Source organism: Gluconacetobacter sp. (assembly GCF_047721585.1).
Lineage (GTDB): Bacteria > Pseudomonadota > Alphaproteobacteria > Acetobacterales > Acetobacteraceae > Gluconacetobacter > Gluconacetobacter dulcium.
Genome location: NZ_JBDNXE010000235.1, coordinates 1 through 2,747 on the forward strand (window position 1 = coordinate 1; position 2,747 = coordinate 2,747).

Genomic DNA, 2,747 nt, shown 5'->3' on the forward strand with positions numbered 1-2,747 from the left:
CCCCTGGCCCCCTCTCTGACCCCCTCTCCGGACACATCAGGCCAGATACGACCCGGCAAGGAGTTTTCGAGTCTTGACCACGCCTCAACCCGTTGACGCAAAATTGACCCGAGCCGCGATGTTCCTGATCGTCACATTGCATGACGGCGCGGATGCCGCGATCGGCGCGCAGGTCCGGGATCTGCTGGGCGACATGTCCTCGCTGCTGCGGGGCATCGGCTTCCGCGCGCCCGACGGTCGCCTCAGTTGCGTGACCGGAATCGGCTCGGATGCGTGGGGCGTGCTCTTCGGCGGGCCGCGCCCGAAGGACCTGCATCCGTTCGTGGAAATTCACGGCGTGCATCACGCGCCGTCCACACCGGGCGATCTCCTGTTCCATATCCGCGCCACGCGGATGGATCTGTGCTTCGAACTGGCCAGCACGATCGTCTCGCGCCTCGAAGGCGCCGCGACCGTGACCGACGAAGTGCACGGGTTCAAATATTTCGACGAACGCGACCTGCTGGGCTTCGTCGACGGCACCGAAAACCCGTCCGGCCAGGCGGCGATTGACGCCACCATCATCGGCGACGAAGACCCGGATTTTGCCGGCGGCAGCTATGTCATCGTCCAGAAATACCTGCACGACCTCAAAAAATGGAACGCGATGCCGGTCGAAACGCAGGAAGACATCATCGGCCGGCACAAGCTGTCCGACATCGAACAGCGCGATTTCAACAAGAAGAGCTACGCGCACAATGTTCTGACGAACATCGAGGAAGATGGCGAGCAGCTTCAGATCCTGCGCGACAACATGCCGTTCGGCGAGGTCGGCAAAGGCGAATTCGGGACCTATTTCATCGGCTACGCCCGCTCGCCCGCCCGCACGGAACAGATGCTGCAAAACATGTTCGTGGGCAAGCCGCCGGGCAATTACGACCGGATTCTCGATGTCAGCACCGCCATCACGGGCGCGCTGTTCTTCATTCCCACCGCCGACTTTCTCGACGACGCGCCCGACCTGCCGTCCCCGCACCCGGCAGGGCACGACATGTCCGGGACTCCGGCGCCCGAAACCCGCGATTCCGGCCGCACCTCCCTGGGTATCGGCTCACTGAAAGAGAAACCGTAACATGAACAACCTCCATCGCCATCTCGCACCCGTTTCCAGCGCGGCCTGGGAGCAGATCGAAGAAGAAGCCGCCCGCACGATCCGGCGCCATCTGGCGGGTCGGCGCGTGGTCGATACGTCCGAGCCGCGCGGGCTTGCACTGGCGGGAATCGGCACGGGGCGCGCCAGCCGGATCGACGCGCCCGAAGGCGGCATGCGCGCCGTAAAGCGCGAAATCCTGCCGCTCGTCGAATTGCGGGTTCCCTTCACCCTGTCACGGGAAGAGATCGACGCCGTCGATCGCGGCTCGCAGGATTCGGATTGGCAGCCGGTCAAGGATGCCGCGAAGACCATCGCATTCGCTGAAGATCGCGCCATATTCGACGGGTACGCCGCCGCGGGCATCCAGGGCATTCGCGCGGCAAGCTCCAATACTCCGCTCACGCTTCCGGCACTGGCCCAGGACTACCCGCGGGTCATCGCCGAAGCACTCAACACGCTGCGGCTGGCGGGCGTGAACGGCCCCTATTCGGTCGTGCTGGGGGCACAGGCCTATCTGGCCGTCAGCGCCGGCGACGATGACGGCTATCCCGTGCGCAGGCACATCGAAAGCATGATCGACGGCAAGCTTGTCTGGGCACCGGCGATCGAAGGCGCCTTCGTCGTCACCATGCGCGGCGGCGACCTGGCGCTCGATATCGGACAGGATGTCTCGATCGGCTATCTCAGCCACACGGCCGATACGGTCGAACTGTATCTCGAGGAAAGCTTCGTCTTCCGCGTCCTGACCAGCGAGGCGACCGTGGCGATCAGGGCCGCGGACGCAAAGGCCGTTTCAACACCCTGAGCGGGAACGTCCCGCACCCGCGCCGCGTTCAATTCCCCTGACGAGCGGATTCGAAAAACCGCTTCGTCAGCGCGTCGCTTTTCAATCATGCGAGCAGGATGGAATATGTCTCACGATCGCGTTCCCCACGCCGCCAGTTCCCTGCGGGACCTCGGGCGCAAGGCGATGCACTCGCCGAAGCTTCTGACCAGGGAAGAGGTCATGCGCATCGCCGAACACGTCCTCAAAGGCGGCGAGCATGCGAGCGACCTGGAAAAGGAAATCGCCAGAAAGGCGACCCATAATCCCGAAGGAATGGAAGCGGACGAACTGGTCGTCCTCGGGAAAAAGACCCTCGAAGACAAATAAGGGCATCCCGCCAGAAAGAGCATGGGGCGGCCGGGCCTGATGGCCTGGCCGCCCCGTGCGTCAGGCGACGATCGCCTTGCGCAGGTTGGTGTCCAGCACCGCCAGGAAATCCTGGGTCGTCAGCCATTTCGCATCCGGCCCGATCAGCAGGGCCAGGTCCTTGGTCATCTGTCCCGCCTCGACCGTCTCGACGCAGACGCGCTCCAGCGTCTCGGCGAAATGGGTCACGTCGGGCGTGTCGTCGAACCGGCCGCGATAGGCCAGCCCGCGCGTCCAAGCGAAGATCGAGGCGATCGGGTTCGTGCTGGTCGGCCGGCCCTTCTGGTGCTCGCGATAATGGCGCGTCACCGTGCCATGCGCGGCCTCGGATTCCACCACGTCGCCGGTCGGGTTCAGCAGGACCGAGGTCATCAGCCCCAGGCTGCCGAAGCCCTGCGCCACGATGTCGCTCTCCACGTCGCC

General features: G+C 64.4%; 4 protein-coding genes. 3 read left to right on the forward strand and 1 reads right to left on the reverse strand.

Annotated features, from left to right (window positions below; genetic code table 11):
- Window positions 1-73: 73 nt before the first annotated feature.
- The 3 genes from ABF821_RS20685 to ABF821_RS20695 all read left to right on the forward strand — a co-directional run bounded on the left by ABF821_RS20685 (window position 74) and on the right by ABF821_RS20695 (window position 2,285).
- Entirely contained in the window at window positions 74-1,111 is a 1,038-nt protein-coding gene (locus tag ABF821_RS20685; RefSeq protein WP_415531433.1) for a Dyp-type peroxidase, read from the forward strand.
- A gap of 1 nt (window position 1,112) precedes the next feature.
- Window positions 1,113-1,937, forward strand: a complete 825-nt coding sequence (locus ABF821_RS20690) for a family 1 encapsulin nanocompartment shell protein (RefSeq protein ID WP_183009670.1) — start codon at window positions 1,113-1,115, stop codon at window positions 1,935-1,937.
- A 201-nt stretch (window positions 1,938-2,138) separates the two neighbouring features.
- Complete coding sequence (locus ABF821_RS20695; protein ID WP_415531434.1) at window positions 2,139-2,285, forward strand: hypothetical protein; 147 nt, start codon at window positions 2,139-2,141, stop codon at window positions 2,283-2,285.
- Window positions 2,286-2,345: 60 nt separating this feature from the next.
- Here the strand turns inward: ABF821_RS20695 and ABF821_RS20700 are convergent.
- The coding region (locus tag ABF821_RS20700) for an isocitrate/isopropylmalate family dehydrogenase (protein ID WP_415531435.1) at window positions 2,346-2,747 on the reverse strand (402 nt) is incomplete at its 5' end.